The organism is Conexibacter sp. CPCC 206217 (assembly GCF_030646165.1).
GTDB lineage: Bacteria > Actinomycetota > Thermoleophilia > Solirubrobacterales > Solirubrobacteraceae > Conexibacter.
On record NZ_JAUTDO010000001.1, the window covers coordinates 658885 to 684832 of the forward strand.

A 25948-nucleotide genomic window follows, 5' to 3' on the forward strand; every position below is an offset into this window, starting at 1 on the left:
TCACGCGCACGGCACACGGCGCACGGCGGGTGGTGGGCACTGCGCCCACCACCCGGCGATGCCGTGCTCGCGCGTCGTGCTCAGGTCGCGGCTGCCGCCGCGTCCGGGTGGATCTGGAGAGTCTCCTCACCGGACTCGCCGGTGCGGATCCGGTACGCCTGCTCGACGGGTATGACGAACACCTTGCCGTCCCCGATCGAGCCAGTCCTCGCGTGCTTGAGGATCGAGTCGACGATCGTCTGGACGTCGCTGTCGGCGACGACGCATTCGATCTTGATCTTCGGCCGCAGGTAGTTCGTCACCGCCGAGCCGCGGTACTGCTCGGTGATGCCCTTCTGGCGTCCCGATCCCTTGACCTCGATGATCGTCAGGGACGGGAACCCCAGCTCGAGCAGCTCCGTGCGGATCGGCTCGAAGGCCTCATGCCGGATGTACGCCACGACGAGCTTCATGCGGTGACCTCCGTGGTGCTGCCGACCGGGGCGGCCACACCGGACTGGGGACGGGGCGAGCCGACGCCGATCAGCTCAGGGGCGGGGATGAACTGCTCGGGGTAGCCGTACATGCCGTGCTCGGCGATGTCGAGACCCGCGTCCTCTTCCTCTTCGCTGACGCGCATCCCGATCGTCGCCTTGATGATCCCGAACGTGATCGCCGAGAGGATGAAGACGCCGAAGAACGTCACCAGGACCGCGACGGCCTGGACGCCCAGCTGCTCGAGCCCGCCGCCGTAGAAGAGGCCGGCCTTGCCGACGCCGAGCGACTCCGCGAGGCGGTCGGACGTGAAGAGACCGCACGACAGCGTGCCCCAGATGCCCGCGAGCCCGTGCGCCGACAGCGCGCCGACCGGGTCGTCGAGCTTCTTCTCGATCGCGAGCACGCCCGCGACGACGACGAGACCGCCGACGAGGCCGATGATCGGTGCCGCCCACATCTCGACGTAGCCGGCCGGGGCCGTGATCGCGACGAGACCGGCGATCGCGCCGTTGCCCATCATGCCGACGTCGAGCTTTCTCGACAGCATGTAGATCAGGAAGGTGGCGCCGATGACGCCGCCGATCGCGCCCATGTTCGTGACCGCGATGACCTCGGCGAAGCTGTTGCCGCTGGTGCCCAGCGTCGAGCCGCCGTTGAAGCCGAACCAGCCGAGCCACAGGATCAGCACGCCGAGCCCGAGCAGCGGCATGCTGTGGCCCGGGATCGCGCGCGGTCTGCCGTCGGGGCCGAACTTGCCCTTGCGCGGGCCGAGGAACACCAGGGCCGCGAACGCCGCGGTCGCGCCCGTGAGGTGCACGACGGACGATCCGGCGAAGTCCTGCACGCCGCCGCCGACTCTCGAGAGGATGCCCGAGCCGCTCCATGCCGCGTGCGCGACGAGCGGGTAGATGAGGCCGACGAAGACGGCGCCGAAGATGATGTAGACACCGAACTTGATGCGCTCGAGCGTCGAGCCCCAGACGATCGCGAGCGAGACGCAGGCGAACATCAGCTGGAAGGCGAAGAAGCCCAGCTCAGCTGAATCGGCCGGAGTGCCGGCGACATCTGTTCCGTTGCCGATGAAGAATCCGCTTGATCCGATGATCGTGTGGTCTCCACCGAATGCAAAACCGAAGCCGACCGCCCACCACAGGAGCGAGCCGATCGAGAAGTTGATGAGGATCTTGGCGATTCCCATGCCGGCGTTCTTGCCGCGCGACAGGCCGATCTCGAGGAACGCGAAACCTGCCTGCATGAAGAAGACGAGACACGCGGCGACCATCACCCACGTGGTGTCGAGCTCGCTCTTGAGCGAGTCGAGCGTCGGGCCGTCCTGGGCGAGGGCGGAGGCCGGCAAGAGAAGCGTCACGAGCACGCCGAGAACGGCGGCCCGCCCCAAACGGGATTTAGGCACTGCGAACCCTCCTGAATCGATTGCGAGCGTCGCAAATCCTCCGCAACCTTGGGGGGCGAAACATTGGACGGGTGTCGAAGATTCCTGGGCCACCCGTTGTCCACGCGGTAGAACGGGGGTGGACCAAGATGTGAATGGACCTCCGATCGGAGGGGGTCCGAGGGCGCTAAGCCGCTGCTGCGACGGCCTTCAGCTCGGGCGCGGCGGCGCGCAACGCGTACGCCCCCGCCAACCCGGCCCACTGTCCATATGGCGCGAAGAAGGTCCGCACGTCCTGCTCGTCGACGCGAGCGCGCGGGTCGCCGGTCAACAGCCGCCCGACGAGCTTGCGATACGCGAGGTCGCCGGCGGGCAGCTGATCCATCCGGCCCTGGCCCAGCAGCGCGGTCACCTCCAGCGTCCAGCTGCCGATCTCCGGGATCGCGCGCAGGCGTCTCCAGGCGCGCTCCTGATCGGTCGCGTGGAGGTCGACGCGGCCGCTGGCGACCTCGCGCGCGGCGCGGCGCAGCGCGAGCGCGCGCTTGTCGGCGAGGTCGAAGGAGCACAGCAGCGCGGGCGCCTGCGCCGCCAGCAGTGCGGGTGACGGCAGGTCGCGCAGGCCGCTGGCCTCGTCGCGGCGGCCGAGCCGCACGACGATCCGCCGCTGTATCGCGGCGGCGCGCACGTACTCGATCAGCTGCTCCGTCACCGCCCACGCGAGCGCCTCGAACGGCTGCGGGCGGCGCCGCAGCCGCAGCGCCGGCTGCGCGCGCACCGCGCCGCCGATCAGCGGGTCGTCGCGAAAGGTCTCGTGGAAGGCGCGCAGGTCGTCGTCGACGCCGAGCGCGAAGCGCATCCGCTCGATCCCCCACGCGGCCGTCCGCTCACTGCGCGAGCGCGCGCCGAACAGGACGCGGTCCGGCGCCGTCTGCGCCACGCGCACGACGACCGGCTCGCCGTCGTCGTCGTGCAGCAGCCGCTGCAGCACCCCGTGGCGGCAGCGCAGAACGCCGTCCATCCCGCTCCCGCGCGGCAGCCGGAAGGCCCAGGGCGGCGTCACCTCGATGCGCAGTTCGCGCAGTGCTGCCAGTGGCGTGTCAGGCAACGGTCACCGGGTCGGGCTCGTCGGACCCGGCAAACGTCACCGGACGCACCACTAGTCGCGACCCAGCAGGTGGATGTCGAGCAGGACCGAGCGCGTCGCGACGATCGGCAGCGCGTCGGCGCCCTTGCCACGACGGCGACCGCCGCCGAGCAGCCGCCCGCCGTTGCGCTTGCGCGCATGGTGGGAGATCGCCACGACCGTCGCCGCGCCGGCGACGAAGCTCGTCGCCGCGACCGCGGCCGCCGTCTTGACCGCCGGCAGCTGGGCGCGGGTGCGTTCGATCGCGCGCACCTCGTCGATGACGGGGACGGCGTCGACCGTCTCCTCTTCGTCGAGCGGCAGCGGGTGATGGTCTGCGGTGGTCTCGCTCATCGCGCTTCGGACACGCTACGCGATGCGGCGGCGTTATGTCGACACTGGGTCAGCGGGCGCGATCGACGGGATCGCGTCGGCGTCGAACAGCTTCTCGAAGAGGCGGTAGCGGCGCACGACTCTGCCGCCCATCCCTTCCATCGCGCGGTTCATCGACTTGTTCGTCTCGAGGATCCAGCCCATCTCGCCGTAGGTCTGCGGGGTGACCTCGGCGGAGTCGAAGTGCAGCTCGTAGAAGCGCGCGGCGACGCCGGTGTGCTGCCACTCGCGCTTGACGCCGAGCGCGAACACGCGCACGCGATCGATCTTTCTGCGGTGGAGCAGGAACTGCAGCCAGCCGAACGGCAGGATCCGCCCGTTCATGCGCTTGAAGACCTGGTTGTAGTCCGGCACCGACAGCGCGGCGCCGACGGTCTCCCCGTCCTTCTCGGCGACGAACGCCCAGTGCTCGTCGAGGATCGGCTTCAGCGTCTTGGCGTAGTGGCGGACCTCGTTCTCCGTCAGCGGCGAGAAGCCCCAGTTTCTCTCCCACGCCTCGTTGTAGACCTCGAGAAAGCGGTCGATCTCGGCGTTGATGTCCTTCTTGCGCATCGGCCGCACGGTGATCCCGTACTTCGACTCGACGCGCTCGGCGACTCTCCAGATCGTCGGGTGGACTCTGTCGCGGCCCGAGATCTCCAGGTGCCACATCAGCGTGTCCATCGCTCTGACGAGGCCCGCCGACTCGATGAGTCTCGGGTAGTACGGCTTGGTCCAGTTCGTCAGCACGATCGGATCGAGCTTGAAGCCCTCGACGAGCACCCCGCACTCGTCGTTCATCGTGAAGTCGGCCGGGCCGACCATGCGGTCGCGACCGCGGCCGCGCAGCCACTGCTCGGCGGCGTCGAGCAGGGCGGCGGCCGTGCGCGGATCGTCCTCGCATTCGAAGAAGCCGAAGAGGCCCCATCTGTTGTCCTGGAACTCGTTGAGGACGTGGTCGACCTGAGCGGTGATGCGCCCGACCGCTCTGCCGTCGCGCCAGGCGAGGAAGTACTGCGCCTCGCCGTGCTCGAACCACGGGTTCTTGCGCCGGTCCAAGAAGCTGCGCCGCTCGGAGATCAAGGGCGGCACCCAGTGCGGCTCGTTACGATAGAGCCGCCATGGCAGCTTGATGAAGGTTGTGAGGTCGCGCTTGGAAGCGACCGGCCGGACTTCGAGAGCCATCCGGCCAATCTATATGCCGACCACCACAGACGTCTTCGACAAGGCCCGCACCCACGAGCGCGTTCTCCAGCTGAGAGCGGCCCGTGACATCGATGCGGTCCCCTACTTCCGCCGGCTCGAATCGGCGACGGCCCCCGTCGTGGAGATGGAGGGGCAGCCGCGCATCATGCTCGGCTCCAACAACTACCTCGGGTTGACGAGCGACCCGCGCGTGATCGAGGGCGCCCACGACGCGATCCGCCGCTACGGCACCGGCGTGACCGGCTCGCGCCTGCTCAACGGCACGCTCGACCTGCACCTGGAACTGGAGCAGGAGCTGGCCGAGTGGTTCGGCACCGAGGACGCGATCGTCTACACGACGGGGCACCAGGCGAACCTCGGCGCGATCGGGACGATCCTCGGCCCGGGCGACACCGTCGTCGTCGACTCCGGCGACCACGCCTCGATCCTCGACGGCGTGATCCTCTCGCGCGCGAAGATGCGCGTCTTCCGCCACAACCGGCTCGACCTGCTGGAGAAGCGGCTGCAGCAGGCGGAGTCCGACGGCGGCGGGATCATGGTCGTCGTCGACGGCGTCTTCTCGATGGAGGGCGACGTCGCGCCGCTGCCGCAGATCGCGGACCTGGCGGAGCGCTACGGCGCGCGCCTGATGGTCGACGAGGCGCACGGCCTCGGCGTGCTCGGCGCGCGCGGCGCGGGTGCGTCGGAGCTGCTCGGGGTCGAGGACCGCGTCGACCTGCGGATGGCGACGTTCTCGAAGTCGCTCGCCTCCTGCGGCGGCGTGATCGCGGGCCCGACCGACGTGATCGACTTCCTGCGGATCCAGTCGCGGCCGTTCCTGTTCACGGCATCGGCGGTGCCGGCGGCGGTCGGCTCGGCGCTGGCGGCGGTGCGCGTCTGCCGCTCGGACGAGGGCAGAGCGCTGTTCGCGCGCGTGCTCGACAACGCGGCCTACCTGAACGCCGGGCTGCGCTCGCTCGGCTTCCACACGGTCGAGCCGACGGCGCTGCCGGACGGCTCGGTCGTCGCGACGCCCGTCGTGCCGGTGCTGGTCGCCGACGACTGGAAGGCGGCGCTGATGTGGAAGGCGCTCTACGAGGAAGGCGTGTACGTCAACGTCGCGTTGCACCCGGCGGTGCCGCCGGGCGGGGCGCTGCTGCGCACGAGCGTGATGGCAACGCACGAGCGCTCGCAGCTGGATGAGGCGATCGCGAAGTTCGCCAGCGTCAAGCGCAGCTTCGAGGCGGAGCACGGGCCGCTGCCCGGCCCGCTCGCCGCGTGAGTCGCACCGTTCACGTCTGACCTCTCAATCGAGTTCGTCACCTGCCGAACCTCTCCTTGAGGTGCAGGTGACGGACCGATTGCGGATGAGGGAACTCTAAGACTTTGCTCCGATTCTCTCTCTGTCAAAGCTCTCATTTTTCGCTTGGTCCTGCGACCTCGTTCGCGACACTCTGATATGGGCGTGGCGCACCTTCGTTGCACTGCTTTGTGCGGCACAAAAAAAGGCCGCTCCTAGCGCACGTTCAGACAGTTCGGCATTGACCGCCGCGGGGCGAAGGGCATAGCTTCTGCGGACGTTGTTGGGGCTGACTCGCACCGGGGCCACGGCGTCTCTTACGAGGGAGAGCGCTCACGTCAAGGAAGGTGCCCGAGACTCGTTCCGCGACGCGACAGTGCGTTCTGATCCCCCTTAGTTCAGTCGCCTGTCGGTGGTCTACTCGTATCGGAGGCAGGGAGAAAGAGTGCAGATGGACGGGTTGCCGACGATGACCCCTGGGCCGCAGCACATGCGTGCCCTCCAGAGAGCAAACCGCGTGCGTCTCGCTCGCGCGGAGCTCAAACGCCGTATCGCGGACGGGGAGGTCTCCGCAGCGGAGGTTCTCCTCTCTTCCCCGTGGGAGGCTGACAGCATGGCGATCGGGGACGTCCTGATGAGCCAGCGCCGGTGGGGTAGCACCCGCTGTCGCAAGTTCCTCGCGATGTTCCGGATCCAGGAGACCAAGAGCGTCGGTTCGCTCACGGAGCGCCAGAGGCTGGCCCTCGCCGCGCAGTTGGATGCGCACGCGAAGATAGAGCGCTCGTGCCGCCTCGAGGTGGCAGGAGCGTTGGTCAGCGCCTGACGCAGGTGTTGGTGCAGGTGCAGTGAACGCTGCGACGCGCCCCGTGCCCGAGGACTTCCGCGGGCACGGGGCGCGCCGTGCGGGCGGGGATGCTCAGATGCGGTCGGCCGCGAAGCCGGGCCCGCGCGTGGCGATCTCGACGATGTGCCCGTCCGGGTCGCGGACGTAGATCGAGCGGAACGCGCCGCGGTCGAAGACGTCGGTGCAGCCGACGCCGCGCTCGCGCAGATAGTCGCGCCACGCGAGCTGCTCGTCCGCGGTGTCGACGGTGAACGCGACGTGGTGCACGGAGCCGGCGCCGGTGACGCCGTCGGGCAGCTGCGGGTACTCCATGAAGGTGATCAGCGTGCCGGGCGTGGCGCCGGCGTCGCCGAACCAGAAGTGGCGCGTGTTGGGGTCGTCGTCGTTGACCCCTTCCTCGACGAGCGCGAGCCCGAGCACGTCACGGTAGAACGCGGTGGTACGGCTGAGGTCACGACAGATCGCGGTGACGTGGTGAAGCCCGGTCAGCCGCATCCGCCGCGGCTCGCTCGGTGGATCGGCAGTCATCGAGCGCAGCATATAGGCGCGAGAGGCGGCTCCCCCGCACTCATCCGCCACAAAACCCGCCAGATCCCATATCTATCGGGTAGCGCATCGCTCCCGACCGCCCTAGAGTTGCTCGTGGTTGTCAAGCGCTCCGGGCCAACCACCCGCGTCTCGACCCGTTCCGTCTCGGAGCGGGTCGATGTCGTTGTGGGGCGGTTCGGCCTCTCCTGCCCCTCAGCGGACCTTGATCCCGAACCCGCCGGAGCGCTTCTTGAACAGCGCCCGCCAGCCGAGGAACCCGAGCGCAAGGACGCCGACGGCGATAGGGACCATCGTCGCTCTGTCGACTCTCAGGAAGAACAGCACCGCCATCGTCGCCACCGCTCCCACCGCCGACAGCAGCAGGGTGTGCGACCGGTACCCCCCGATGTGCTCGCGCAGTGCAACCTCCAGCCCCGCCACGGATCCCATCAGCACGGCCCCGGTCAGCAGCACGTTCCCCGGCCGCCCCCCGACGAAGAACCCCGCGATCCCGAGCACGATCGCCGACAGCACGGCAAGCTCGACAAGCGGAAACGCCCCCCAAGGCGCCGCCGGCGCCTCCTCCCGCCGCGAAGGCGCCCGCGCCGCCCGCACCCGCTCCCCCCGAGCCCGAGCCGTCACCTCATGTCGCCCGGGAACGACCGGCGCCGGCGGCTGCTCAGCAACCACCGGCGTCTCGGGTGCGGTTATGCGCTTTCGGCTACGGCGGCCCATATGGGAGCCAGCGTAACGGAGCCGAGGAGCTCGGCATTCAGGTTCCTCTCGAACGCCTAGACCACGATCACGGACTTCCCCAGTTCATGAGGCCCGCGCCGTAGATGCCGCGCGCTTCCTGGTTGATGTACGTCGGATAGCCGTAGTTCGACAGCCCCCCGGGCGTCCATCTCGCAGTATTCGGTGCGACATATACGCATGTGAAGGGAATCGCGTTCCCGCCAGACCCGTCGGCATTTGTCTTGGCGCCGACACACACGTTGTCTCCCACGGTCTCGGTCCAAGGCGCCTCGTAGCCCACGCCGAACAGGTACTTGTACGGACCCACGAACCGTCCGCCTGCTCCCACCGAAATCCCACCAAAGTATTGCGTTATGGCGTGAGCCCTCTCCGCCCCGACGATCGGCACGTTGCTCGCAAGGGCAACGCCTACGATCAGCGAGATCGCCGCTGCGATCAACGGCACATATCGCCGGAACCCCCAACTCTCCTGATGCAACATACGGACACCCCCTGGCGTCTCGTCATACTTCGTCCGGCGCACTCGTCGTGCGCCCTATCATTTAAGCGCCGGTACCGCCGGCACCGCTGGTTAAGAGATCTGCAACAAACGCAATTCTCGCTTCGCCGCGCGAAGTCAGCAATCCCGACATCCGCTCACGGGGAGCAGTTCCACTTCTCCGCCGGGTCGCGATGCTTCAATGCCTGTGAGATCTCTTCGCGTGAGAAGCACGAATCCACCGTCCTCTGTTCTCATTGGCGTCCTGTCTCCTCGGCGTGAGATCATTCGCACTTCACGAACGCCGTCCGGCACCAAGCCCGCAAGAACGATTTCATGCGGGCGCAGACCTGGTGCGCCGACTGCTCCACCGCTGAGCAACGTGAACACTCTGCCGAGTTCGGTTGCCTCACCACGGGGCGCGCATCGGAACGCAACCGGCGCGGCACGACGATCGAACAAATGCAGACAGACCACGTTGGGATCGAAATCCGAACGCCAGTTCGAATTCCCCGGCCTCGTACCGTTTGTGACCCACATGCGGTAGCGCTTGGTTTCAGCGCGGACACGCCGTGCGGAATCGAAGTCGACAGTCACGTCTCCATAGCCGCTTGCATAGGCCGATGGCGGCAGGCGATCTCGATCCAACTGCGGACGCTCGAACAAGGCAATCGATTCAGTTGACACGCCGTCGTCGTGCGTGCGTGCAACGTGATCCTTGCTTCCACATGAGGAGCATAACCCACCAACGAGCAATACTACGACGACCCATACCGTTCTTCGCAAACGCGCACTGATCAACAAACCCCCTGACCTCGGCCAATCGTTGCTGGAGTCGACCTTCTACAAGGCCGGTCTCGCTTCCCAAGCGAGACCTCCGATCAACGATCTGTATTGCCGAAGATCTTACACACGGAGTTTAGGCATTTGCAAGCAATGCCAGTTATCTGTTGTCTAATGCCGAATCAACGCCGTACTGCGCCGGCTAGCGGACAGCCGGATGAGACCTTGACGTGCCACCAGCCGGCGAGCATGCCGATCAGCCCAAGGCGGGGCTTGGACTCCCAGCCGCCGCAACCTGGCTCGCCGATCTCGCGGCGGGAGATGCGCACGCCGGGGTAGTCAGCGGGGTCGCGCAGGAGACGGGCCAGCTCGTCGCGCTTGAGCACTTCACGGGCGGCTCGTTCGCGGTGCGCAGTGCGGACCTCGTGGAGGCGCTCGGCGAGGTCGTCGCGGGTGCGCTCCAACTCGCCGAGGTCGAGCAGGTGCGGGCCGCGTTCGCTCGGGGTGCCGATCGACCAGACGATCCGATCGTGCGGCGCCGTTCGCGCGGCCGCTGCAGCCAGTTGGCCCTCCAGCTTGGCGATCTGGGCGCGCAGCGTGCGGCGCGCCGCGGACTCGTCGACGCCCACCCAATCGGGGGTGACCTGCGTGTTCGGCTGATCGATTACGCGCTCCATCGCCGGGCATTCTACCCGCGTCACGCCGCTTTCGAGTGCGCAACCTACGAGGTGCGGGTCGAGGCCGCGCATCATGACCGCAGCGTCTCTGCGCACGCCCACATCGCCTCTTCGACTTCGAGCGCCGAGACGCCGGCGACGACGACCGCGAACAGCTGCACGCGGCGCGTCCTCTTCGTCACCGATCGCTCGGCCGCAACGTCGCCGAACAGCAGCGAGATCGGGCCGCGCTCGTCAGCGATCACGATGCGGCCCGGCGGGAGCGGCGTGGCGTCGTTCCCCTCCCCCAACTGTTCGCGCTCGCCGGAGAGACGCAGGCCGAGGCGGCCTTCGACCTGGTCCCCGTCGAGCGCCCACAGCGGGACGCCCGTCTCCATCAGCCCGATCGTCAGCGCGTCGTCGAGCAGCCCGTGCGACACGAAGCCGCCCTTCACCAGGCGCTCCACCGCGGCCGCCTCGACCGGCACACGCGTCACATCCGGGTCGAGGCCGATGTGGCGGAAGAAGACGCGATACGCGTGCGGCACGGGCCGCTGGCGCAGCACCAGCGCATCAGCACCGCGGAAGCGGTTGGCCATCAGCGCCAGCCGCTCTCTGACGCCTCTCGGGCTGCGGCCGAGCTTGCGCTCCAACTCGACGTCGAGCAGCGTCAGACCGAGTTGCGGGAACTCGTCCCGCAGCCGATCGGAGACCCAGCCGGGGCGGGTGGTCGGCTCGCTCACTGTCTCACCAGCGCCTGCACCTGGGCCGCCAGCACACGTGGCGTCGAGGCCTCGTCCCCCAGCAGCGTCTCCGTCACTCTCCCGCCTCTCGCCGCCAGCACGACCGTCGGGCAGACCGCGATCCCGTAAAGGTTGGCGACGGCGCCGTCGCGATCCTGCGCGAGCGGGAAGGTCCAGCCGTGGGTTCTTGCGAGTTGGCGGAAGTCGTCGCGCTTGCCCTTGATCCCGACCGCGGCGAACGCGACCTGCGGGAAGTCCGCGGCAACCGACTGCATCACGTCCAGCTCGCGGGTGCACTTGTCCGCGCCGGAGGTCAGGAAGGCGAGCACGAGCGGTCGGTCTCTCGCGAGCGTGCAGGCGTTGAGCGCGCGCGGGTCGGTCACGTCGCAGGCGGGCACGGCGCCCGCGTCACCCTGGTCGGGTCTCGTGGCGACGTTGGCGTCACCTTCGAGGTCGCTCGTCACCAGCGGGGCGGCGAAGGGCGGGAGCGTCTTGCCGACCACGGGACCGGTCGACCCCGGTCCCTCCGTGCGCAGCGTGTTGAGCGAGATGTAGGCGATGACGATCAGGCCGACGATGCCGACGATCCAGCCATATCGCACGCGCCCAGGCGGCTGGGCCGATGGTGGATGCGCTCCCCCGGGCTCCGCTGGCGAGCGAACGGTCTCAGGATCCGACGGCGTGCCAGACGTACGCGCGGGTGTTCGCGGCGCCGGCGGCCACGCCGCGCCTGGCTCGCCCGGCTCTGGCTCGCGCGTCATGCGAACGGCGCGTCAGACCGCGCCGTCGAGCGGCGGCGGCGCCGGCCCGGCAGCGGCAGCCGCTGCGCGACGCGGGCGAAGACGCCGCGCTCGGCCAGCACCAGGACCGACGGCAGCACGACCAGCACGCCGATCAGCGACGCCGCCAGGTCGACCACGGTCACGATCCCGAAGTCGCGCAGCATCCGGATGTCGGAGAAGGCGAGCACGCCGAAGCCAGCGATTGCGGTCACGCCCGAGGCAACGACCGCGCGACCGGTCGAGCGGTACGTGCGCGCGAGCGCGTCACCGAGGTCGCGGCCGTCCGCGCGCTCCTGGCGGAAGCGCTCGGACAGCAGCACGCTGAACTCCGTCGAGATCGCGATCACGAGCGCTCCGAGCGTCGCCGACAGCGGGTTCAGCGGCACGCGCGTCAGGAACAGCACGAGCGCCGACCAGCCGGTCGCGAGCGCGATCGGCAGCAGCGGCACGAGCGCGCGGCCCGCGCTGCGGAAGATCGCGAACAGGACAGCAGCAACCGCCAGCAGGCCCAGCACGACGGTCAGCAGCCGGCGCGTCGCCGACGACAGGTCCGCGTTGGCCTGCGCGGTCACGACGGGGAGGCCGGCAAGCTGCGCCTCGACGCCCTTGGGCGGATTCAGCTCCGCGCGCAGCACGTCGACGACACGCTGCTGCTCGTCGAGCGGCATCAGTCGGATCCCGAACGCGAGCGTCGCGGCGCGGCGGTCGCTCGACAGCACCGCAGAGGCGAAGTACGGCGGGACCGCGTCCAGCAGCGCGTCGATCTGTCTCTGCGTGGAGGCAGCCGACCCGGAGAACAGATCCGGCAGAGAGAACGCTGGGCACAGTTTCGCGTCCGTGCAGCCGCTTCTAGCGTCGTAGCCGAGGCGTCTGAGCACGCGGCCCTGGTAGTCGCTCATCCAGCTCACGACGGCCGGGCTCGCAACGTCGTCGCCCCGCACGACGATGTCGATCTCGCCCGATGATCTGGTCGCGTCCTGCAGCGTCGTCAGATCCGCGAGCGCGGGCATGTCGGCCGGCACGAGTTTCGTCACGTCGGAGACGACATCGGTCTGCGTCTCCACGCACCAGCCGACGACCGCAAGCGCCAGCGCGACCGCGAGGATGCGGCCCGGGCGGCGCAGCGAGACGGCGATCAGGCCGGCGGAGGTCGGGCGACGGCGGACGAGGGCGCGGACCGGGCGGGGTCGCGCGAGCGTGTGGCCGACGCCGGCGAGCAGGTCACGGGCTCCGGCGAGCGAGGCGGAGAGGGCGCGGCCGAGTGCTGCGAATGCCCGAGCGGGAACGGAGAACAGGCGTGTGGTGGCCGCCGTGATGCGGCTGCCGCGGCGCGACGAGCGGTCGCCGATCCCGCCGTTTCGGGTGACGGGGCCTGGCGCAACATCCCGGCGCGCGCTCAGCGCCAGCGCCGCCGACCCCGCCGTGATCGTCACGAGGAACGCGATCGCGATGCCGACGACGAGCAGCAGGCCGAAGCCGCGCACCATCGGCACGGGCGACAGCAGCAGCACGAGGAAGCCGGTCGCCGTCGCAAGTCCGGCGGTGGCGATCGTCGGCGCGCCGGCGCGCGCCGCCAACCCGACAGCATCCGCCCCGCGGACACCCGCCTCCCGCTGCTCCTCCACGCGCGACTGGAACTGGATCGCGTAGTCGACCGCAAGACCGATCAGTACGGGCAGCACCGCGATCGACGCCATCGTCAGCTCGGCGCCGGCGAGACGCATCAGGCCGAACGTGAGGCCGGCGGCTGAGAGGGCAAGCGCGAGCGGCAGCAGACGCAGGCGCGCGCGGAAGACGAGCAGCAGCACGAGCGCCATCGCCGCGACGGCGGCGCCGAGCAGCAGCGTCAGCTCGCCGGTGACGGAGTCGGCGAGGTCGTCGACGACGACCGGGACGCCCGAGACGGTGTACGTCCCGCCGCGTCTGAGTCTGAACATCGGCATCGCAACCGCGTCGCGCACGAGGCTGATCGCCTGCGCCCGGTCAGCCTGCGAGAGGTCGTCGCGCAGCCGCACCTGGATCAGCGCGGAGTCTCTGCTCGGGAACAGATAGGTGAAACGCGACTTCGGCACATCTGCGCCACGGGCCGGATCGAAGACGATCTGCGAGACGAAGTCTCTGTTGTCGATCTGCGGCATCCCTCTCAGGCCGCTGTCGAGCGCGAGTCTGGCGACCGCCGCGAGCACCTGCTGCGAAGCTTTGTTAGCCGCCGCGTCGCCAGCACGCTGCTGCTCGGCCGCGCTGCCCCCGGCTCTCGCGACCCGCTGCTCGGCCGCTCTGCGCGCCGTCGCCGCCTCCGCTCTCGCGCGCGTCAGCTCTGCGAAGAGGGTGTCCTGCAACGCGCGCGCGGCCTCGTTCAGGAAGGTGCCTGGTCCATACACGACGCGCGCGGGCTTGAGGGCGGCGAGCTTCGCGCACGGACTGTCGTCGCCGCCGTACGGTCTCGCGCCGGCCGGGACGTTGCCGCCGAGGCAGCCTTCGAGCTGAACCGCGCGACCGAGGTCGTCGGTCAGGACGAAGTCTGCAACGCGCTCTCGCACGAGCACGAGGATCGCGTCGTCGCCGAAGTCGCGATGGAAATCGGCCGTCGCCTTGCCGGCATCGGACGAGCGGCCGGCGAGCGTGTCGGTGCTCGTGCTCGCCTGCAGCCCCAGCGCCAACACGCCGCCCCCGACGGCGAGCGCAAACACCGCGAGCAGCACAACGAGCGGGCGGCCCGCAGCGGCCCGGGCGACGCGCTCGAGACCCTCTCGCATCCGCACGGTCAGCCGAGGCTAGCGCGCGCCTGAGCGGCGCGCGTCAGCCGGACGGATGCCGCAGCGCGCTGGCTCACGGCTGCGATGGCGGATCAGCGACCACGTGCGGGTAGTCGCCGGAGAAGCCGGGGAATCTGCCTTGCAGGCGGCAGGCGGGTGCGGGGACGTCGGTGTAGCTGCCGCTGGTCAGGTTCGAGGAGCCAGGCGGGTCAGCGGTCGCACGGAATGCGAGCAGTTGGAGGAACTGCGGAGCGTCCGGTCCGATGCCGCCGATAATCGATGCTGTGTCGGCAGGGAAATTCGGCACCGGGCGCAGGCCGTCAACACATTGGCGCGTCTCGAACGATGCCAGGCCGCGAGCGAGATCCCCGCCAGTGCCCGGCGAGCGATAGGGATTGCCGCGGTTGTATGCGAGGCGTTTCGGATATGTCGCGAGCATCTCAGGTGTGAAAGGCGTCGTCCCGCGAAGCGCGCCGTTGGCACCATTGATGCCGATGCCGTTCGCGGCCGCCGTGAAGTTGCCGAAGAACGCGTCGATCTCCGGCAGGTAGTCGCCGACGAACGCGAGCACCGGGTTCAATGTGCGCGTGAATGGGTCGAGCTGACCCAGCGCCGGCCGCAGGTCGTCGAGGAAACGTGAGAATGCCGGCAGGCCTCTGTATGAAGCAGTGATGAGTGGCCCGAGATCGACGAAGAAGTCACGGAAGGGTGGCGCGACTCTCGACAAGGACGCGAGCGTCGGGCTCAACTGCCGCGCGACGGGCTGCAGTTGCAGGACGAGCGGATCGGTGTTTCTGGCGAACTCGTTGAGACGCTCGACCGTCAGCTGCCCCTCGCGCTCGAACGTCGGCAACGCACGGAACGTCGCCTGCAGTGCCTCGTTGCGATCGGCGATCGTCCCAAAGACCTGGTTGGAGTTGCTGATCAGGTCGCGCAGCTCGCCGTTGCGGCCAGCCAGCGCGTCGAACACGACGCCGGTGTTCTTGATCAATGCCTGCACCTCGGGTCTCTGTCTGTCGAGCACCTCCAGCAGGTTGTTGGTCCCCTCCGCGAACGGCGCGAGGTTGCCGAGCGCGTCGTTGAAGTCCTGCCCGCGGCCTCTGAGCCCCTCCGCGGTCGACTGCATCCAGACCTGGAACGCGCGCCGCGTCGGCTCGTCGAACGAGCGGAAGATCTCGTCCAGCTCGACCGTTCTCTGCACGTTCGCAGCCGGCAGCACGCCGCCCTCGGCCAGGAGTCCGTCGGACTTGTTGCCCGGTGTCAGCTCAACGTAGGTCTCGCCCAAGAGCGTCTTCTGCCGCAGGATCGCCCGCGCGTCTCTCGGTATCGGTGCGTAGCGCTCGTCGATCTGAAGCGTGGCGTCGGTCGTGTCGTTCGGACCCAGCTCAAGCTTGGCGACCTTACCGACGGGCACGCCGGAGATCCGCACGTCAGCCTGCTGCGCGAGCTGCGCAGCTTCGGGGAAGTACGCGTGGAACTGGTAGCCCTTCGGCTTCAGCGGGACAGATCCGCCGAACGAGATCCAGAGGTAGAGCAGCAGACCAAAGCACGACAGTGCGAAGCCCGCCATGACGAGGATGCGACCGAGTGTCGGAGCTTGCTTCTGCATCTCAGCTCCTCATCTCCCACAAAACGCTGGCGAGGTGTCGGGCAGATTGGAAAGCTGCGTGGCGAGTGTGATGGCGGCACCAGCTGGCTCGTCAGCGCCCTTGACGCCTCCGATCGCTCTCAGGTTGAAGCAGTTGACGTAGAGCGCCGCACGCAGGTTCGCGCCCATCGCGTCCTGAGTCCCGAGCGCCGAGTTCGCAAGATGGCCGAGCCAGGTCAAGTAGAAGAGGTAGCCCTCCTGCCCGCCTCTGTACGCAAGCGCGTTGAAGAACTCGTTGAGGATCCCGAACGTTCTGACGAGATCAGGCGATGCCGCCGCGAGCTTCTGCGCCGCCGGGCGCAGCTCCTCGATCACCGGCGTGGCGGCGACGGTGAAGGGCCGGATCTGATCACGGATGATCGGCGTCGTCTCCTTCAGGAACGGCCGCGTCGCGGTCAGTGCCGGGCCGAGCTCGCGCGCGAACGGCCGCAGGCTCTCCAACGCGGGGCCAGCCGTGTCGGCGAACTCTCTCGTCGCCGACAGCGCCGACTGCGTCTGCTGCAGCGTGGACGGCAGCAGCGCAAGCGTCTGCTCGATGTTGTCGCCCTGCGCGGCGAAGCGTCTGAAGACCGCCTGCGAGCTGTCGACGAACTGTGCGAGCTTCTGGTCGTCTCTGCTGAGCGAATTCGTCAGCACGCCGAAGTTCGTGATCGCGCGTCGGATGTGTCTACGGCGCGTTCTCAGCAGCTCGGTCGCGCGCTGCGCGTCTCTGGCGAGCGGGTCGAAGCGACGGAAGACCTGCGCCAGCTCTCTGCCGTTGCCGGTCAAGCCGACGGCGGCGCTGTTGAGCAGCAGTTGCAGGTAGGTGCGCGTGTCGCCGTCGAGCACGGCCAGGATCTCGTCGAGGTTCACGTCGGGCAGCGTCTGCGAGACGGGCACGGTGTAGCCATCCGGCACGCGTCTGCCCCCGCCTCTTCTGGAGCCGGGGTCGAGTTCCACGACCATGTCCTTCAGGCCCGTCTTCGGCCGCAGCAGCATGGTCGCGTTGTCGTAGATCTGGTCGTATCTGCGATCGACGCGCATCGTCACGATCGCGCGACCGTTCTCGAGCTGGACGTTGGAGATCTCGCCGACCTGCACGCCGGCGACGTCGACCGTCTGGCCCTGGCCCGGCGTGATCGCCTGCGCCGTGGAGAACTCGCCTTTCAGGATGAAGTCGTCCTGCCCGAGCACCGGCACCCAGCTCGGGAAGTAGATCCGCTGATTGGAGAGGATGTAGCCGCCGACTATCGCCGCGACGATGACGAGGCCGAGGATCGCTATGAAGTCGCGCAGATGCTTGCGGATCGCCGTCTTCATCTGCCGCCACCGTTCGCGAGCGGGTTGAGGCGCTGGAGCAGCTGGGCGCCGAGCGAGTCCGAGTTTGCGGCTGCCTGCTGGTCTACAGAACTGGTGGCGGGAGCTGGCGACGGCGTCGCGCCCGTCGTGGTCGTGGTGTCCGTGCTGGTCTCTCTGATAATCGGCGGAGGCGTCGGCACGACGATGCTTCGCGGCGCCGCCCCCGGACCAGCTTGGGGTCCGTTGAGGTTCGGAACGCCGTTGCTCTTGCAAGGACGGCTCGTCGTGATCAGTGGAGCACTTCTCGGGTAGAGCGGACGAGTGCCGAGCGGTCTGTCCGTGGCATTGCCGACGAGCGTTCTGCCTCGTCTGTCGCCGATCGCCGAGTACTTCGAGTAGCCGGGCTGGACCTGCCATTCGCCGCTACCTGCGTTGGCGCGAAGAGACGCCCCATTCCCATCGAAGCTCTGCCCGCCACTGGCCATACCGACGAGGCCGTACCAAAACTCCTTGTACGCCTCTACGACGCTGCCATCCGAGCGACGAGTGCTGAGCGCACCATCGTCGAGCTTCACGTTGCCCGCGGGCAGGATCACCTTGTCGAAGCACTGCGCGAAGTTGTCGATCTGGGGCAGCAGCTTGATCGACTGGTTCGTCAACGCGGCGAGGTCCTTCGTCGCAGGGGTCAGCTGCGCCATCAGCCCCTGCAGCTCATCGGGGCCGAGCAGCGCGCGCGTCTGCTCTATCCACGGGAACGAGGCGTTGACGGTCGCAGCGGTCTGCTCGACGCCTGGCAGGATCTCCTTCGCGAACGCACGGGTCGACGGAAGCGCGGCGTCGACGCTCTGCAGCGCGTCTCTCGCGGTCGCAAGCGTGGCGGGCAGCAGCTGAAGCGTCCGGCTGAGGGCGCCGCTCTGGTTCGCGAACGCGCTGGCGGTGAGGTTGAAGTTCACGATCAGGTCCTGCAGCTGGCCTTCGCGACTGTCCAGCGCTCTTGCCAGTCTCGCGATCCCCGCGATCGTGCGCGCCAGGTCCCCGGGTCTGTCACCGAGGAGTGCGTCGTTGACGACTGCCGTGCCCTGCAACGCCGGACCGGCGGAGTCGTAGGAGCGGTTTATCGCCTCCGCGCCGCTCAGCCCCTGCACAGACGGCGGCAGCTCCGCGTCCTGCTCAGGTGTCGGCTTCGAGTTCAGCGCGGTGCCGTACTCCTCCAGCACGTGCTGGAGGTCTTCGCGAGAATCTGACTGCAAGGCGGTCAGCAACTGGTCGAGCTGGACCGGCGTCGACGTCTGCGCGACGGGGATCGTGCCGCCGTCCGGAATGTCAGGCGAGCCCGGCGTGCCCGGTCTCAGATCGACGAAGAAGTTGCCCTCGAGGAAGATGCGCGGCCGGATCTTCGCTGTCGCGTCTCTATGGATCGGCAGCCCGGAATCGCCGATCTCCATCGTGACCTGCGACAGGTTCGTGTCCTTGTACTGGCCGACCGACTTGACTCTGCCGACGTTGACGCCGGCGATCCGCACCGGCGACCCGGCCCGCAGGTTGTTCGAGGTCTCGAAGACGGCCGTGACGCGATAGCCGTGCGTGAACGGGATGTCCTTCGTGAACGCCAGGTAGACCGGAACGATCAGAACGATCAGAGCGATCAGGCCGATGCGGAAGCGGCTCCAGTGTCTGCGACGCGTCGGCGGCACCGCTCGGCTGTCTCCTCTCGCGGGCGTCACGGGGTGTCGTTTTCGCTGTAGGACTCGAACGGGACTCTGTTGACTCTGGCGGTCCGTCTCGGCTGCTGACCAGCCGGGTTACCTATAACCGTTCTGCCAATCACGTATCTCTCGTTGCCCGGCATGCAGATGCCGTTCTGCCCGGGCGCACCCACGTACGGGTAGGGGTTCGAGTGCAGATGGTTGACCGGCTCTGCGCTGAAGGTTGATGCACCGTTGGCTGGGGCCGACGCAGGTCCCGCCTCGCTGTTCGGACCAATCGGTGCGCCCATTGGTGCAAGTGAGAGCCACGAGCCGGACGGCGTCGGGCTCGAGTCACGGTCACCGAGCACCGAAGCGGCGTTATTCAGCAACAGCGCGATGTAATTGCAATTCTGCTGCATCCCGGAGAGGTTCGCGATCGTCGGCGACAACACATTGACGGTGTTGTTGAGGCCCTTGATGCCGAGCGGCACCTGCGGATCGGTGGCGAACGCCTCCAGCGATCTCATCGAGCGGCCGAGCCGCTCGTTCAAAGCGGAGGCACGCGTAATCGTTCTGGTGCCGACCGTGAACGCCTCTGCCAACAGCGGCGCGGTACTCGGCAGTTCGGCGGCGCCTGGCTGGAGAAGCCGGAAGAACTCGGCCGAGTCGGCCAGGAACGTGCGCTGGAACGGGAAGTCGCGGATCGCGGTCTCCATCGCCGGCGGGCCGCCCGTGATCGAGTCCTGCAGGTACGGGCGTGCGACCGCGGCGAAGGCGTCGAACGTCGTCGACAGGTTCACGAACAGCTGCCCCTGCTGCTCGGCGACCGGCACGATCGCCTCGGCCGTGCGCCCGAGCCCGCGGAAGAAGCCGCGCAGGTCGGTCTCCGGCGAGATCAGGTTCTGCATCACCGGTATGAGGTTTCTCGTCAGCGGGTCGAGCTCGACGATCGCCTCGTTGAGGTCGACGCCGCGCCCGGCGAGCGCGTCGCCGAAGATCTTCAGGTTCGCCTGGTTCGCCGCGCGCGTTCTCTCGTCGAACATGTTGAAGAACTCGTCGATCTCGACCGGTCTCGGCGTCGCGTTCGCGAGCGGGATCGTCGCGCCGTCGGCGAGTCCTCTGCTGGAGTTGCCACGCGTGACCTCGAGGTACTTGAGGCCGACCGCCGAGCGCGGGCGCACGATGAACGTCGAGTTCGCCGGCAGCGGATCGACCGTGGTGTCGAGCTTCAGCGTGAGTCTTGCCGTGACGCGACCGTTTCTGTGCACGACCGGGTCGATCGAGGAGATGATCCCGATCCGGTCGCCGCCCATCCGCACCTCGTTGCCCGTCACGAGGTTGGCGGCATCGGGCACCTGCGCGTAGAGCCGGTAGGTCGGCACGAACGGCAGGCCGTTGTTCGCGTTGTAGGCGAGGAAGACCGCGACGATCACGACCAGCACGGTGGCCGCGCCGATCAGGATCGGGTTCGCCGCCACGGATGTGCTGCGGCGGTTCATCGCACGGCCTCGCTCCCGAGCAGGTAGCCGAGCACACCCGCGCGCGGGTCCTCGGTGGCCTCGGCCGGCACTTGCTGTTCCTCAGTCGCGTCAGCGGTGGGCGCTTCGGTTGCCTGGTCGTCGGTGACCGGAGGCTCATCGACCTGCGCGGCGGGCAGCGTCACGGTCGGAAATCTCAGAGCTCCATCGGGCGGCGGCGTTTGGGCCGTGGAGGCGTCGGGCGCCGTTGCCGTCTGCGCGTTCGCCGCGTCCTCGTCTTCGATGAATTGTCTGTTGGCAAAGTGGACGTCGCAGCTGCTCGTCGGCTCAACGACATATCTGAGACACAGGCCGAGCTGAACGAACGTCCGCAAGTAATGGCTCACCGAGTCATAGCCGTTGGTCGCCCCCGCAAAGCCCAGCACCGTCCGCATGAAGTTCTGGATCCCGTACTGGTCTCTCAGGCTCGCCAGACCCAGCGAGAAGTCTCTCGCCAGCGGGCCGCTCGCTCTCGCCAGCTGGTCGACGTCCTGGATCACCGGTCTGGCGGCGAGCAGCGCTCTTCTGCTGATCTCCGCCGCGTCGCCGAGCGTGCGGAAGGTCGGCAGCGCGGCGGTCGAGAACGGGCCGAGCTGGGCGAACAGCTGGTTGATCGACGGCGCGGCCTCGCCGAGGTCGCTGAAGACCGGGGTCGCCGCGTCGGAGAACTGCTCGAGTCTCGCCATCGTCGGGCCGAGCTCCTGCAGGAATTGCGGGAACAGCTCGAAGTTGCGCTCCAGCGCGTCGCCCTTCTCGGCGGTCGCGGTCGCGGTCGCGCCGGCCTTGTCGATGAAGTTGCTGATCGACTCGCGCTCGCGGGCGAGCGGCGTCAGGTCGATGTCCGAGTCGCGCGCGAGGTTCGCCAGCGTGACGTTCTCGTCGGCCAGCACTCTGAGGAATCTGTCGAAGTTGTCGAGCGCCGGGTTCGCACGCCGGATCACGCGTCTGAGCTCGTCGCCGTTGCCCGCCAGGCCGGTGCCCAGCTCGTTCAGGATCAGCGCGAACCGCTGCCGCTCGGGCAGCCGCATGATGTTGTTCAGCATGTCGAGGTCGACCGGCGACGAGTTGCGCTCCAGCGGCAGCAGGTACTCGCCCTTGCCCGGGCCGTCTCTGATCTGTCTCAGCGACGGCGACGGCGCCTCGCCCTCGTTGCGCGGCTGGGTCGTCTCGCAGGCGACGTACTTCTCGCCCAGCAGCGACTGCAGCCGCACCGCGCATCTGGCGTCCTGCTTGAAGTCCTTGAAGGCGGGATCGGTGATGTCGAGCACGACCGCGGCCTTCTTCTGCGGCGTCACGTCGAGCGAGTCGATCCGGCCGATCACGACGCCTGCGGACTTCACGTCCTCCCCGGCGACGAGGAAGCCGGCGTTGTCGAAGATCGCGCGCACCTTGTAGCTGCCGTCGTCGGAGCGCGCGCCGGTGCCGATCACCAGCACGACGAGCACCGCCGCGACGACGCCTGCGATCGCGAGCAGCCGCTTCATGGGCCGGTGAGGGTGTCGGAGGGATCGCAGTCGCCGCCCGGCGCGACCCACGGGTTGGAGCCGTCCGGCCGCGCCTGGCTGGCGCCGCCCGGGCAGCGCCGCGTCGCGTCGGCTCTCTGGTCGACGAAGCGCTGGTTCGGCGAGACCGGGTTGAGCACCTCGGAGCCGTCCGCGCCCTGCGAGTACTGGAACGCGCCGAAGTCGGCCAGCGCGCGCGTGTAGTGGCCGTTGGCGTCGTAGTTGGCGGACGCCTGCCCGAAGCTGCGCAGCCAGCCGACCAGCTCCGGCGTGTACGGGCGGAAGAAGTCGACAACCGGCTGGCCTCTGCGCATCGCGCTGACGGAGTTCGCGAACGCCGGCGATCCGACCCGCTGCAGCTCCGGCAGCTGGCGCATGATGTCGGTCAGGTCGTTGTTCGGGCCGCTCGTGTTGACGAACGCGCTGAGGTCGGTGAACGTCGGCACGGCCGCATCGACGAGCGGGCGGAACTCGGCGAAGAATCTCGCGAGGTTCTTCGTCGCCGGCTTCGACGCGTCGACGAGCGGGTCGAGGTCGTCGAGCGCGGAGCGCAGGTCGCGGAACGTCGAGCTCCCCTCGCGCAGCGTCCCGGGCAGCTCGTCGAGCGTCGCCGCGAGGCTGCGGTTCTGGCCCGAGATCGCGCCCATCATGATGTTGAGGCTGCTGATCAGCGACGACAGCTGCTCGCGCCGCTCGGCGACCGAGCTGACGACATGCGCGCCGCTGACGATCGCGGCCTCGAGGTTCTGCTGGTCGTGCGTCAGCTCGCGCACGAGTCTGTTCGTCGCCGACAGCGCGGGGCTGAAGTACTTCGCCGCCTCCGAGACCTCTCTCGTCTTGCCCTGGTACTGCGTCGCCGAGCCCTGGATCACGTCCTGCAGGCCTCTGCGCGTTCTCTCGTCGAGCGTGTTGAAGAGCTGGTCGATGTCGACCACCGATGTCGTCTCGGTGGTGTCGAGCGTCGAGTTGGCTGCCAGCTCGGGCGCGCTGTTGGGGCCCGGCGTGAGTGAGATGTAGCGGTTGGCGACGCTGGAGAGCGACGCGAGCCGGATCACCGCGGTCGTGCCTCTGTGCAGCGGCGCGTACGGCTTCTGGACGCTGATCGTGACCTCGGCGAGGTTGTTGTCGGTCAGCGAGATGTCCTCGACGCTGCCGATGCGACGTCCGCCGATCTGCACGTCGTTGCCTCTGACGAGCTGGCCGGCCGTCTCGAAGACGAGCTTGTAGCGCTCGCTGCCGCCACCGCCGAGCAGCACGATCAGGACGATCGCGACGACCAGCAGCAGCGCGCCGAGCGCGGCACCGCGCGCAACGGTCACGTGCGCGCCTCCCGGCAAGCCGGTTCGATGACGTGGACGACGGTCAAGAGGATGGGTCCGGGGGCGTCCTACTCCATCCCGAGCGGGCCCTGGGACTCCCCGCTCAGAAACTGACGGACGAAGGGGTTCTCGGAGCTGAAGAGGTCTCTCGCAGGTCCGGATTCGACGATCCGCCCGCGCCACAGCACCGCGATGAACTCCGCGACGCGACGCGCGCTGGCGATGTCGTGGGTGATCACGACGTAGGCGCCGCCGTTCTCGGCGTGCACCTCCTTGATCAGCTCGCACAGCAGCGCGGTGCGGACCGGGTCGAGGCCCGAGTCGGGCTCGTCGAACAGCACGATCTCCGGATCGAGCACGAGCGCGCGTGCGAAGCCGGCGCGCTTGCGCATGCCGCCGGACAGCTCGTTGGGCATCTTCTCGTGCGACTGAGCGAGGCCGACCTCGACGAGCCGTCTGTTGACGATCTCGGCGATCTCGTCCTCGCCCTTGTCCGTGTGCTGGCGCAACGGGAAGGCGACGTTGTCGTAGAGGTTCATCGAGCCGAACAGCGCGCCGTCCTGGAACAGCACGCCGAACTTCTTGCGCATCTCGAAGAGGTCGTCGTCGACCATGTTCGGGACCGAGTCGCCGTGCACGAGGATGTCGCCCTGGTCGGGGTAGAGCAGCCCGACCATGTGCTTGATGCAGACCGACTTGCCCGTGCCGGACGGGCCGAGGATCATCGAGATTCTGCCCTCGGGGATGCCGAGGTTGAGGCCGCGCAGCACCTCGTTGCGCCCGAACGCCTTGTGCACGTCGATGAACTCGACGGCGTCCTCGACGCCCTCGACGCTGTGGCGATCCTCGGTGTGCCAGCGGAACTCGTCCTCGTCCGCGCCGACGACGTCGGCCGGCGGCTGCTCGGAGACGACCGAGACGCGCGGCTCCAGCGCCCGACTCTCAGGCTCGAGCTCAGCTTCAGGGTAGAGGTCGTGATCCCCGCTGGGATCGTCGTTCTCGCCGATCACGTCGCCGTGTTCCACGGCGGCGTCGTCGTAGCGCTCGACGACGTCGTCGTCGAGGCGGTCTCTGTCGGAGTCCGAGCGGCTCACGAAACTCTCCTGGTGTCGGTTCCGGGCGCCATCGTCAACGGATCAGGTTGATCTCGGGATGGGTCGCGAGCAGCGTCTGCGTGAAGACGTAGTTGAACGCGAAGATGCCCATGAAAGCTATGACGACCGCCTGGTTGACTGCGCGACCGACGCCCTCTGCGCCGCCTGAGGCGGTCATACCCTTGTAACAGCAGACGATCGCGATGATCGCGCCGAAGAGCGTCGTCTTCAGCATCGAGCCCCACAGGTCTGTCGTCGACGCGCTCGTCAGGAAGGTCGCGAAGAACGGACCCAGCGGCGCGCCGTAGACGATCGTCGCGATGATCCCGCCGAAGATGCCGAACAGCAGCGCGTAGACGTTGAAGAGGCCGGTCACGAGCATCAGCGCGAGGAAGCGCGGCACGACGAGGTTCTTGACCGGGTCGACGCCGAGCACCTGCAGCGCGTCGAGCTCCTCGCGGATCTTGCGCGCGCCGAGATCGGCCGTGATCGCGGTGCCGGCGACGCCGGCCAGCACGATCGCGGTCACGAACGGCGCGAATTCGCGGATCGAGGCGAGCACGAAGAATCCGCCGAGGCGATCGAGCGCCCCGAACAGGACGAGGAAGTTGGCCGCCTGCAGCCCCGGTGCGCCGTAGCCGAACGCCACGGTCGAGACCAGCAGCGGGAACCAGCACAGCTTCAGGGCGAACAAGAACTGCGAGATGAACTCGCCGCCGTAGGGGTACGGCGGCCGAATCGCAGAGACGATCGTCTTGCCCGTCAGGATCATCATGTCGCCGATTTCCTCGAGGGCGTTCCTCGTGGGAAGCAACGCGCGGTCGGCGACCGTTCGGACCATCTCTCTCTCGTCCTCCCTGGAAAACACGGGTAGAAGGGGCTCAACCGGCACCTTCCGCGGGAAAGCGTATGGCACGCCTGGGACGCATGCCAAACGGGAACCGTCGCGACCCCCGAGCAAGAGACACGCAGTTCTATAAACGTCTGTGATCGGAGATCTGACCGCTTCGGGGAACCGGCGAGCGGGTGCCAGGTCGCGTGGTATGTTCGCGCCGCTGTGCACGGGAGAGACGCCATCCTGCGAGGCGCACCAGCGGTCCTCGCGGCCGTCGCGTTGACGTTCGCCGGCTGCGGCGGCGGCGAGCGCCAGGACCACGGCGACACCGCCGGCACCTACAGCGTCGAGCTCGTCAGAGACTCGTTCCCGCGCGTCCAGCACCTCGCCGATCAGACCGAGATGCTGATCAGCATCAAGAACACCAGCGGCAGACGGATCCCGAACGTCGCGGCGACGATCGAGGCCGCCGGCGAGGGCACACAGGCCGCCGCCTTCGGCACGCTCGACCAGCAGGTCGGGCTGTCGTCGCGCTCGCGGCCGATCTGGATCGTCGACGACGGCCCCTACAGCGGCGACACCGCGTACGCGAACACGTGGGCGCTCGGCCCGATGCCCGCCGGCGCCGAGAGAGACTTCGTCTGGAGAGTCACGGCGATACGTTCGGGCAGATTCAGACTGACCTACCGGCTCGCCGGCAGCCTCCCGGGCGCCGCACGGCTCGAGCAGCCCGGCGGCAGACCGGTCGCCGGCAGCTTCGACGTCGAGATCTCCCGCGCTCCCGCGCAGGCGCGCGTGACGGCGAGCGGCGCCGTCGAGCGCGTACCCGCCAGGTAGACACAAGGGCCCGCGGCGTTCTCACGCCACGGGCCCCCGCGCTGCACGGACCAG

The 25948-nt window shown here is 68.3% G+C and carries 23 protein-coding genes; 3 read left to right on the plus strand and 20 right to left on the minus strand.

The features are described from left to right. Positions 1-80: 80 nt before the first annotated feature. From Q7L65_RS03155 to Q7L65_RS03175, 5 genes are all read right to left on the minus strand, one after another. Positions 81-452 (minus strand): P-II family nitrogen regulator, encoded by a 372-nt coding sequence (locus Q7L65_RS03155; RefSeq protein ID WP_304718778.1) that lies wholly within the window; start codon positions 450-452, stop codon positions 81-83. Continuing rightward, positions 449-1846, minus strand: a complete 1398-nt coding sequence (locus tag Q7L65_RS03160; RefSeq protein WP_304718779.1) for an ammonium transporter — start codon at positions 1844-1846, stop codon at positions 449-451. Before Q7L65_RS03160 ends, Q7L65_RS03155 begins: the two co-directional genes overlap by 4 nt. A 211-nt stretch (positions 1847-2057) precedes the next feature. Continuing rightward, a complete protein-coding gene (locus Q7L65_RS03165; RefSeq protein WP_304718780.1) occupies positions 2058-2975 on the minus strand; it encodes a DNA-3-methyladenine glycosylase in 918 nt (305 codons plus the stop codon). A 51-nt stretch (positions 2976-3026) separates the two neighbouring features. Further along, positions 3027-3347 carry a hypothetical protein gene (locus Q7L65_RS03170; RefSeq protein ID WP_304718781.1) on the minus strand — a complete coding sequence of 107 codons (321 nt, stop codon included), beginning with the start codon at positions 3345-3347 and terminating at the stop codon, positions 3027-3029. Positions 3348-3380: 33 nt separating this feature from the next. Further along, entirely contained in the window at positions 3381-4550 is a 1170-nt protein-coding gene (locus Q7L65_RS03175; protein WP_304718782.1) for a peptidogalycan biosysnthesis protein, read from the minus strand. 13 nt (positions 4551-4563) lie between these two features. On the opposite strand from Q7L65_RS03175, the gene Q7L65_RS03180 reads away from it, so the two are divergent. Both Q7L65_RS03180 and Q7L65_RS03185 read left to right on the plus strand, forming a co-directional pair. Next, positions 4564-5832 (plus strand): aminotransferase class I/II-fold pyridoxal phosphate-dependent enzyme, encoded by a 1269-nt coding sequence (locus Q7L65_RS03180; RefSeq protein WP_304718783.1) that lies wholly within the window; start codon positions 4564-4566, stop codon positions 5830-5832. Between the two features lie 631 nt (positions 5833-6463). Beyond that, positions 6464-6673, plus strand: a complete 210-nt coding sequence (locus Q7L65_RS03185; protein WP_304718784.1) for a hypothetical protein — start codon at positions 6464-6466, stop codon at positions 6671-6673. A 93-nt stretch (positions 6674-6766) separates the two neighbouring features. Here Q7L65_RS03185 and Q7L65_RS03190 read toward each other — a convergent pair whose 3' ends face one another. From Q7L65_RS03190 to Q7L65_RS03260, 15 genes are all read right to left on the minus strand, one after another. Continuing rightward, the gene (locus Q7L65_RS03190; RefSeq protein ID WP_304718785.1) at positions 6767-7222 is read right to left on the minus strand and encodes a VOC family protein; all 456 of its coding nucleotides are present in this window, start codon (positions 7220-7222) and stop codon (positions 6767-6769) included. Between the two features lie 213 nt (positions 7223-7435). After that, positions 7436-7756, minus strand: coding sequence for a hypothetical protein (locus Q7L65_RS03195; protein WP_304718786.1), 321 nt, complete (start codon positions 7754-7756; stop codon positions 7436-7438). 268 nt (positions 7757-8024) lie between these two features. Beyond that, a complete protein-coding gene (locus tag Q7L65_RS03200) occupies positions 8025-8459 on the minus strand; it encodes a hypothetical protein (protein WP_304718787.1) in 435 nt (144 codons plus the stop codon). A gap of 962 nt (positions 8460-9421) precedes the next feature. Continuing rightward, the gene (locus tag Q7L65_RS03205) at positions 9422-9988 is read right to left on the minus strand and encodes a hypothetical protein (RefSeq protein WP_304718788.1); all 567 of its coding nucleotides are present in this window, start codon (positions 9986-9988) and stop codon (positions 9422-9424) included. Next, the gene (locus Q7L65_RS03210; protein WP_304718789.1) at positions 9988-10638 is read right to left on the minus strand and encodes a phenylalanine--tRNA ligase beta subunit-related protein; all 651 of its coding nucleotides are present in this window, start codon (positions 10636-10638) and stop codon (positions 9988-9990) included. The genes Q7L65_RS03205 and Q7L65_RS03210 overlap by 1 nt, the downstream gene beginning before the upstream one ends. Continuing rightward, a complete protein-coding gene (locus Q7L65_RS03215) occupies positions 10635-11240 on the minus strand; it encodes a TlpA disulfide reductase family protein (protein ID WP_304718790.1) in 606 nt (201 codons plus the stop codon). Before Q7L65_RS03215 ends, Q7L65_RS03210 begins: the two co-directional genes overlap by 4 nt. Positions 11241-11395: 155 nt before the next feature. Then, the gene (locus Q7L65_RS03220) at positions 11396-14176 is read right to left on the minus strand and encodes an RND family transporter (protein WP_304719133.1); all 2781 of its coding nucleotides are present in this window, start codon (positions 14174-14176) and stop codon (positions 11396-11398) included. A 73-nt stretch (positions 14177-14249) separates the two neighbouring features. Next, complete coding sequence (locus tag Q7L65_RS03225; RefSeq protein WP_304718791.1) at positions 14250-15785, minus strand: MlaD family protein; 1536 nt, start codon at positions 15783-15785, stop codon at positions 14250-14252. 9 nt (positions 15786-15794) lie between these two features. Continuing rightward, positions 15795-17123 carry an MlaD family protein gene (locus tag Q7L65_RS03230; protein WP_304718792.1) on the minus strand — a complete coding sequence of 443 codons (1329 nt, stop codon included), beginning with the start codon at positions 17121-17123 and terminating at the stop codon, positions 15795-15797. After that, positions 17120-18796, minus strand: a complete 1677-nt coding sequence (locus Q7L65_RS03235; RefSeq protein WP_304718793.1) for an MlaD family protein — start codon at positions 18794-18796, stop codon at positions 17120-17122. The genes Q7L65_RS03230 and Q7L65_RS03235 overlap by 4 nt, the downstream gene beginning before the upstream one ends. 26 nt (positions 18797-18822) lie before the next feature. Next, positions 18823-20289: an MlaD family protein gene (locus Q7L65_RS03240; protein WP_304718794.1), complete on the minus strand. Its 1467-nt coding sequence runs from the start codon at positions 20287-20289 to the stop codon at positions 18823-18825. Further along, positions 20286-21791, minus strand: a complete 1506-nt coding sequence (locus Q7L65_RS03245) for an MlaD family protein (protein WP_304718795.1) — start codon at positions 21789-21791, stop codon at positions 20286-20288. Before Q7L65_RS03245 ends, Q7L65_RS03240 begins: the two co-directional genes overlap by 4 nt. Next, positions 21788-23128, minus strand: a complete 1341-nt coding sequence (locus tag Q7L65_RS03250) for an MlaD family protein (protein WP_304718796.1) — start codon at positions 23126-23128, stop codon at positions 21788-21790. The genes Q7L65_RS03245 and Q7L65_RS03250 overlap by 4 nt, the downstream gene beginning before the upstream one ends. Before the next feature lie 68 nt (positions 23129-23196). Continuing rightward, a complete protein-coding gene (locus Q7L65_RS03255) occupies positions 23197-24222 on the minus strand; it encodes an ABC transporter ATP-binding protein (protein ID WP_304718797.1) in 1026 nt (341 codons plus the stop codon). Between the two features lie 34 nt (positions 24223-24256). Beyond that, positions 24257-24997 carry an ABC transporter permease gene (locus Q7L65_RS03260; RefSeq protein WP_304718798.1) on the minus strand — a complete coding sequence of 247 codons (741 nt, stop codon included), beginning with the start codon at positions 24995-24997 and terminating at the stop codon, positions 24257-24259. Between the two features lie 282 nt (positions 24998-25279). Here Q7L65_RS03260 and Q7L65_RS03265 point away from each other — a divergent pair, with 282 nt between their 5' ends. Then, complete coding sequence (locus Q7L65_RS03265; RefSeq protein ID WP_304718799.1) at positions 25280-25894, plus strand: hypothetical protein; 615 nt, start codon at positions 25280-25282, stop codon at positions 25892-25894. Positions 25895-25948 lie beyond the last annotated feature (54 nt).

Coding starts and splice junctions, on each gene's coding strand:
- Q7L65_RS03155 (WP_304718778.1), bottom strand. CDS start 452: ATGAAGCTCGTCGTGGCGTACATCCGGCATGAGGCCTTCGAGCCGATC.
- Q7L65_RS03170 (WP_304718781.1), bottom strand. CDS start 3,347: ATGAGCGAGACCACCGCAGACCATCACCCGCTGCCGCTCGACGAAGAG.
- Q7L65_RS03175 (WP_304718782.1), bottom strand. CDS start 4,550: ATGGCTCTCGAAGTCCGGCCGGTCGCTTCCAAGCGCGACCTCACAACC.
- Q7L65_RS03220 (WP_304719133.1), bottom strand. CDS start 14,176: ATGCGAGAGGGTCTCGAGCGCGTCGCCCGGGCCGCTGCGGGCCGCCCG.
- Q7L65_RS03260 (WP_304718798.1), bottom strand. CDS start 24,997: ATGATGATCCTGACGGGCAAGACGATCGTCTCTGCGATTCGGCCGCCG.
- Q7L65_RS03180 (WP_304718783.1), top strand. CDS start 4,564: ATGCCGACCACCACAGACGTCTTCGACAAGGCCCGCACCCACGAGCGC.
- Q7L65_RS03240 (WP_304718794.1), bottom strand. CDS start 20,289: ATGAACCGCCGCAGCACATCCGTGGCGGCGAACCCGATCCTGATCGGC.
- Q7L65_RS03190 (WP_304718785.1), bottom strand. CDS start 7,222: ATGACTGCCGATCCACCGAGCGAGCCGCGGCGGATGCGGCTGACCGGG.
- Q7L65_RS03230 (WP_304718792.1), bottom strand. CDS start 17,123: ATGAAGACGGCGATCCGCAAGCATCTGCGCGACTTCATAGCGATCCTC.
- Q7L65_RS03205 (WP_304718788.1), bottom strand. CDS start 9,988: ATGCGCGGCCTCGACCCGCACCTCGTAGGTTGCGCACTCGAAAGCGGC.
- Q7L65_RS03245 (WP_304718795.1), bottom strand. CDS start 21,791: ATGAAGCGGCTGCTCGCGATCGCAGGCGTCGTCGCGGCGGTGCTCGTC.
- Q7L65_RS03185 (WP_304718784.1), top strand. CDS start 6,464: ATGGCGATCGGGGACGTCCTGATGAGCCAGCGCCGGTGGGGTAGCACC.
- Q7L65_RS03225 (WP_304718791.1), bottom strand. CDS start 15,785: ATGCAGAAGCAAGCTCCGACACTCGGTCGCATCCTCGTCATGGCGGGC.
- Q7L65_RS03200 (WP_304718787.1), bottom strand. CDS start 8,459: ATGTTGCATCAGGAGAGTTGGGGGTTCCGGCGATATGTGCCGTTGATC.